Raw genomic sequence first — 6286 nt, 5'->3', positions numbered from 1 at the left:
GCGCAGCGCTCAAGGCGCTTGCCCCTCCCGGATCGGCGCGGGCGGGCCGGCAAAGCCGGCCGTGCAGCGCCCCGGTCGGGCAGGGGCAGGGTTGTTGGAGTAGTATTTTTGCTGCCGGCCTGCCCGGGCAAAAGCGTCTCCTGTCCCGGGGTCCGCCTGGCCGAGGTGGCGTGGGCTTTTTTTAGGATCGATTGTTTATGCGCGAACTGGTGCTGTCCTGCCCGGGCGAGCTGGCCGAGGCGTGGTCGGATGCCTTGCTGGAGGCCGGCGCGCTGTCCGTGTCCGTCGAGGACGCCGATAGCGACACCGAGGCCGAGCAACCCTTGTTCGGCGAGCCCGGCACCGAGCCCGAGACCCGCGCCTGGGCGCGCAACCGCGTGCTTGCGCTGCTGCCTGACGGGGCCGATCCGGCCCAGCTGATCGAGGCGGCGCTGCAGGCGGCGGACCTGTCCGCCGACGCGCTTGGCCCCTGGGCCTTGCGCGAAGTGCCCGATACCGACTGGGTGCGCCTGACGCAGTCCCAGTTCGGGCCCATCCAGGCGGGCGAGCGCATCCTTATCGTGCCCAGCTGGCACCGCGACGAGGCCCCGGCCCCGGCGCCGGGACAGGTGCTCATCCAGCTCGATCCGGGCCTGGCCTTTGGCACGGGCAGCCATCCGACCACCCATCTATGCCTGCAATGGCTGGGCCAGAACCTGCCGGCCGGCGCCAGCGTGCTGGACTACGGCTGCGGCTCGGGCATCCTGGCCATCGCCGCCAGCAAGCTGGGCGCGGGCAGCACGGTGGGCGTGGACATCGACGAGCAGGCCGTGCAGGCCACGCGCGAGAACGCCCAGGCCAACGGCGCGGCGGTAACGGCCATGCTGCCCGACGCGCTGCCGCCGGGCGCCAGCCAGGTGGTCGTGGCCAACATCCTGTCCAATCCCTTGAAGGTGCTGGCGCCCATGCTGGCGGCGCGGGTCGCGCCTGGGGGCTGGCTGGTGCTGTCGGGCGTGCTCGAAAGGCAGGCCGAGGAAGTGGCGGCCGCCTATGCGCCCTGGCTGCCCCTGGAAGTCTGGCGCGCGCGGGAAGGCTGGGTCTGCCTGCATGGGCAACGCCCGCCCGCCGTCCCGCGTTAAGCGGATCCGCGGCCATGATGACCACCCGTTGTCCCCAGTGCGGCGCTGCCTTCAGGGTGGCGGCGGACCAGCTGCGGGTGCGCAACGGACTGGTGCGTTGCGGCAATTGCCGTGCCGTCTTCGACGGCTATGACTGCCTGATCGACGAATCCGGGCCCCGGGAGCCCTTGCGCCGGCTGCCGCCGGCGGTGCTGCGCAACCGCGCCGACATGCGGCGCGGCGGCGATGAGCCGTATGCCGATGAACCGTACGCAGATGAGCCGGGCGTTGGTGAGCCGGGCGTCGGCGAGCCGGGGGCTGGCGAGCCGGGCGCCGATAGGCTGGCGCCTGATGAGCCGGGCGCGATGCCGTCCTTGCGGGCCGAGCCTGCCTTCGAACCCCACGGCCCCTTCCTGCCCGAAGCGCCTGCCTGGACGGTGCAGGGCGAGGCCCGCACCCGCCAGATCGACGCCCTGGACTCGGGCCGCGCGCCCCCGCCCTTCATGGACGAGGAGCATCTGCGCCGCGCCCGTCATGGGCGCGTCCTCTGGGCCCTGGCCAGCCTGCTGGGGCTGGCGGCGCTGCTGCTGCAAGGTGCCGTGGTCTACCGCACCCAGCTGGCGCTGGCCGCGCCGGCGCTGCGTCCGGCGCTCGAGCGGCTGTGCGAGCCGCTGGACTGCCGGGTGGGCTACGCCCGCCGCATCGAGCGCATCGCCATCATGTCTTCTTCGCTGCAGCGCCAGGCCGGCTCGGGGTCCGAGGGACTCGTCCTGCACGTGGTGCTGCGCAACCGCTATGACCAGCCGCAGGAATGGCCCACGCTGATGCTCAGCCTGACCGACCTGTCCGACACGGTGGTGGCGCGCCGCGCCTTGCGTCCGGCCGACTACCTGAGCCCGGCGCGCGCCGCCGGCCCGCTGGCCGCGGGCGAAGAGGTCTCGCTGGCCATACCCGTCGATCCCGGCAAGCTGGGCGTCAACGGCTATCAACTCGACAAGTTCTTCCCCTGAGGTTTTCCAAGCATGAGCAAGCCGGTTTTGATGTGCGGTTCCGTGGCCTTCGATTCGATCGCCGTCTTCGAGGGCCATTTCAAGGACCACATCCTGCCCGAGCGCATCCAGTCGCTGTCCGTCTCCTTCCTGGTGCCGCGCATGCGCAAGGAATACGGCGGTTGCGCTGGCAACATCGCCTATAACCTGCACCTGCTGGGCGGGCATGCGGTGCCGGTGGCCACGGTCGGCGAGGACGCCACCGACTACCTGGCCCGCTTCGAGGCGCTGGGCATCGATACCTCGCGCATCCTTACCGTGCCGGGCACGCTGACGGCACAGTGTTTCATCACCACCGACCTGGACGACAGCCAGATCACGGCCTTTCATCCCGGCGCCATGGAGTTCTCGGCCCAGAACGACCTGAGCGGCGCGCAGGCCGCCTGGGCGCTGGTCGGCCCCGACGCCAAGCAGGGCATGTTCGCGCACGCCGAGCGCCTGCGTGCCGCCGGCGTGCCGTTCATCTTCGACCTGGGCCAGGCCATGCCGCTGTTCGACGGCCAGGACCTGGCGCGCATGATCGGCATGGCGCAAGCCATGACGGTCAACGACTACGAGGCGGGGGTGGTCGAACACCGCATGGGCCGTTCCATGCGCGAGATCGCGCAAGGCCTGCAGGCGGTGGTGGTCACGCGAGGCGCGCAGGGCGCCACCCTTTACACCGAAGGCCGCGAGATCGCCATCGCGCCGGTGCAGGCCGAGGCGGTGGTCGATCCCACCGGCTGCGGCGATGCCCATCGCGCAGGGGTGCTCTATGGCCTGACCGAGGGCTGGAGCTGGGAGGACAGCTGCAAGCTGGGCAATCTCATGGGCGCGATCAAGATCGCCGAGCGCGGCCCCCAGAACCATGCCCCCAGCCGCGCCCAGATCGATGCGCGGCTGCAGGCCGCTTACGGGCTGAAACTTCCGCCCCGGTGACGCAGCCAAGTGTTGCAGGCTGTTGCGATCGGTCTGTCCAAGCGCAACGCCGCAGCGGTATCATTCCTCGCAAGGGCCCAGCCCGTCCAGGAGAAATCACAATGACCACCATGACACTTTCTGCACCGCGTACCGCGCGCATGGGCCGCTGGCTGACCATCGCGGCCCTGATGGGCTCGCTCGCGGTGGTCACCGGCTGCGCCAACCGCAGCGCTTCCAGCCAGGTCTACAGCTACGATCAGGCGCAGCGTGAGCAGATCGTGCGGACCGGCACCGTCACCGGCGTGCGGCCCATCACCATCCAGCAAGACCAGTCCACCGGCGCCGGCGTGGTCGGCGGCGGCGCGCTCGGCGGCATCGCCGGCAGCTCCGTGGGCGGCGGCACCGGCCGCGCCCTGGCCACGGTCGGCGGCGCCATCCTGGGCGCCATCGCCGGCAACGCCGTCGAGAGCCGCGTGGGCCGCAGCTCGGGCTACGAGATCACCGTGCGTCTGGACAATGGCGAGACCCGCGTGATCGCCCAGGAAGCCGACGTGCCCATCAGCGTGGGCCAGCGCGTGCAAGTCATCAGCGGCGCCGGCCCCACCCGCGTCTCTCCGCTGTAAGCTGCCAGCCGGGTGGTTGTCCCGGCTGCGCCGCTTGCGCACTCCTACGCCATCCCCGCGCGGTCCTTGCCGCGCGGGGATGGCTTTTTCGCGGAACCGGCGTCCGGGCGCGCGCCCTTCGCGGCGAGTGTTTCCCGCGAGCGTGTTCCCAAGGGGGCGTTTCCTGCGACCGTTTCGTCAAATCCCCGACACGCGTTTTGCGGGAATGCCATGCGACAATGCCGCTCGGACCATCTGGAACCTTTTGACCCATGCTCGGCGACATCTCCCGTTTCCTGCTCGAAATCGCGTTCACCCTGCTCGGCGTGGCCTTGATCGCTCGCGCCTGGATGTTCGCGGTGCGCATGCATCCTTTCCATCCCATCGTGCAGGCGCTGAACCAGGCCACCGATTGGCTGGTCACGCCGCTGCGCCGGCTCATGCCCATGCGGGGCGGGCTTATCGACTGGGCCACCGTGGTGGGCGCATGGCTGGCCGCGCTGGCCTACCTGGTGCTGGGCTGGATGATCGCCACCGGCAGCATCCTGCCCCTGCAGCTGCTGCCCGAGGCGCTCATTTCCTCGGTGCTGACGCTGGCGCGCTGGACCTTTAATTTCGTGTTCTGGATCACGCTGGCGCAGGCGCTGCTTTCCTGGGTCAACCCTGCCTCGCACAGCATGGCGCTGCTGCAGCAGATGACTGCGCCGCTGCTCAATCCCTTGCGCCGGATGCTGCCCAACCTGGGCGGCATCGACATCTCGCCGCTGGTGCTGTTGATCCTGGCCCAGGTGCTGATGATGATCCTGACCCGCGCCAGCTACAGCCTGTTCGGCGTCTAATAGAAAAAAACCCACGCTGCGCCTTCGGCTTGCTGCCCCCCCGAAGGGGCCGTTTTTGCCTTGGGGCGGCCCCGCGGCAAAAAGGGCCGGTGTCAAGCCTTTCGTGCAAATCATGCGGGCTTAAAACCATATACGGGGCAACAAGTAGCTTTATTTCGTGTCGCCTGCACGGCCGGTAGCGTTGGAGGCTAGGAGCCACATAAGAGCCTGAAGAAAGCAAGCCGAAGTACGCTGTGGCGGCGACGATTGCCGAAGGGTGACGAGCTTGTGCTTATCATAGTCCATCCCTTAACGGCTTATTCAGAACAGAGAAGATGCAGCGCGAAAAATCAGGACGGATACCTGCTCCTGACCCAGCAGAAATAGCCACATGTGGAAAGCGGACAGTCAGGAACGCTTGAATCAATTCCTATGCCCAGCGAACCGTCTTCCTATACTTTTCTGATTTGCTCTTGGCTCATTTCCAGAGCGATGACTCGATGCAAATTGCCTGACCCAACAGATTTTACATAGTATTCTTGAGTCTCATCGAACCAGAATTCGTGAATCTGCCAATTCCCGTCTTTTCGTGATTGGCAAGAGCTTCTTTCCAATAGTTGATGAGCAAGAAATGGGTATCTTTCACCATTCTTCTTATATAGAGAAATCTCGGCCTTATCATTTCCTTCGTAACGATACGTCGGAGAATTGACTTCTGACTCGCCCTTGGTTTTCTCATATTCGTCGCGAAAGTAATAGCAGAACCTAGTGTGTACTGGCCCCATGCATTCCTTTATGAGATCAAGTATGCGAAGTTTGCGAAAATCTCGACCGTCAATGTCATTCACGCCAATAATGGTTTCAGTGAAGTCCAGAAACTTTCTCTCAGATAGAACAATACCAATAGAGAAAAGGTCGTGGAGCTTAATCAGGCATAATAAGCCCAATTTGGCTGGAGTTAGCACCAAGTAGTGTTTTCTGCTTGTAAGGTCCAAGTAGTTGACGAATGGTTCAAAAACTCCTGGCTGCAAGTCAGAGTCGATTTTTGCATATTTCTTGGCGCCCTCATAGTCAGCATTCTTCAAAATATCGGATATTTTTATGGCATCGGCATCAGAGAAAAAATCCGGAATTGAATCGACTGCAAACTCATAGGCGATCTTCAGCAGACCTATTTTGAATTTAAGAATATCTATTTCCCACCGTCCGCCAACTCCGCCAGTCCTTATCTCACGCCGCCGCTCTCCTTTGATGATTGCAGATTCAGGGATTCCCTTGCGCTTTAAGATTTTCCGAAGAATCCCGTCAATCTTCCCCTCATCTTTCGAGTCCACGGCAATTTCAATGGACTGAACCACTCCGGAATCCTCCGTCACCTTGATGACCGGGTGGTACAGAACCTCTAGCTTCCCTTCTTTATTAATATTTACCCTGGCTTTGGCGTCGGGATTTCCTTCTTCTATAAAAATACCGGAGAAAGGGTTGGGGATGCCGCCATTTTTGCTTTTTACTTCTTGGGCAAATCTGTACAGATCTGTCAGCTTATGATTAACCAGCGGAGAATCGACTTTCTCGCCCATTCTTGAGTTGCAAGTCCTGCAAACATTAAATATGTGATAGTAACCGCCCAGAGAGTCAGGGATCACGTGCTCATCACTCATGTTGTTTTTATCTTCTCTACAGATAATGCACAGCATAAACTCTCCACTCTGTTGGCGCATGGACTTTCATTGGCATGATTATTCAGCTGTGTATTTTCGAGGAAGCTTCCTTCTGAATCCTCGATCCCCTGCCATGAGCGCCTCCAGCATGTGTGGGAT

Annotated in this window: 6 protein-coding genes; 5 read left to right on the top strand and 1 reads right to left on the bottom strand. The window is 63.4% G+C overall.

What is annotated here, in order from left to right; translation table 11 throughout:
* Window positions 1-197 precede the first annotated feature (197 nt).
* The 5 genes from prmA to V8Z80_RS20760 all read left to right on the top strand — a co-directional run bounded on the left by prmA (window position 198) and on the right by V8Z80_RS20760 (window position 4487).
* Window positions 198-1118: a 50S ribosomal protein L11 methyltransferase gene (gene prmA, locus V8Z80_RS20780; protein ID WP_336063320.1), complete on the top strand. Its 921-nt coding sequence runs from the start codon at window positions 198-200 to the stop codon at window positions 1116-1118.
* Window positions 1119-1132: 14 nt separating this feature from the next.
* Complete coding sequence (locus tag V8Z80_RS20775; RefSeq protein ID WP_336063319.1) at window positions 1133-2107, top strand: DUF3426 domain-containing protein; 975 nt, start codon at window positions 1133-1135, stop codon at window positions 2105-2107.
* Between the two features lie 12 nt (window positions 2108-2119).
* Entirely contained in the window at window positions 2120-3064 is a 945-nt protein-coding gene (locus V8Z80_RS20770; RefSeq protein WP_155195982.1) for a carbohydrate kinase family protein, read from the top strand.
* A gap of 101 nt (window positions 3065-3165) precedes the next feature.
* A complete protein-coding gene (locus V8Z80_RS20765; RefSeq protein WP_336063318.1) occupies window positions 3166-3669 on the top strand; it encodes a glycine zipper 2TM domain-containing protein in 504 nt (167 codons plus the stop codon).
* Between the two features lie 251 nt (window positions 3670-3920).
* Window positions 3921-4487, top strand: a complete 567-nt coding sequence (locus tag V8Z80_RS20760; protein ID WP_155195986.1) for a YggT family protein — start codon at window positions 3921-3923, stop codon at window positions 4485-4487.
* Window positions 4488-4918: 431 nt separating this feature from the next.
* Here the strand turns inward: V8Z80_RS20760 and V8Z80_RS20755 are convergent, their stop codons facing one another.
* The gene (locus V8Z80_RS20755) at window positions 4919-6163 is read right to left on the bottom strand and encodes an HNH endonuclease (protein WP_336063321.1); all 1245 of its coding nucleotides are present in this window, start codon (window positions 6161-6163) and stop codon (window positions 4919-4921) included.
* Window positions 6164-6286 lie beyond the last annotated feature (123 nt).

It is taken from the genome of Orrella sp. JC864, assembly GCF_037026685.1.
Taxonomy (GTDB): domain Bacteria; phylum Pseudomonadota; class Gammaproteobacteria; order Burkholderiales; family Burkholderiaceae_B; genus Orrella.
Note: the sequence above shows the minus strand (reverse complement) of the source record. Positions and strands in the feature narration are given on the sequence as shown.

Excerpts from the sequence above, each read along its gene's own strand:
- prmA (WP_336063320.1), top strand. The coding sequence starts at position 198 with ATGCGCGAACTGGTGCTGTCCTGCCCGGGCGAGCTGGCCGAGGCGTGG.
- V8Z80_RS20775 (WP_336063319.1), top strand. The coding sequence starts at position 1,133 with ATGATGACCACCCGTTGTCCCCAGTGCGGCGCTGCCTTCAGGGTGGCG.
- V8Z80_RS20770 (WP_155195982.1), top strand. The coding sequence starts at position 2,120 with ATGAGCAAGCCGGTTTTGATGTGCGGTTCCGTGGCCTTCGATTCGATC.
- V8Z80_RS20765 (WP_336063318.1), top strand. The coding sequence starts at position 3,166 with ATGACCACCATGACACTTTCTGCACCGCGTACCGCGCGCATGGGCCGC.
- V8Z80_RS20760 (WP_155195986.1), top strand. The coding sequence starts at position 3,921 with ATGCTCGGCGACATCTCCCGTTTCCTGCTCGAAATCGCGTTCACCCTG.
- V8Z80_RS20755 (WP_336063321.1), bottom strand. The coding sequence starts at position 6,163 with ATGCTGTGCATTATCTGTAGAGAAGATAAAAACAACATGAGTGATGAG.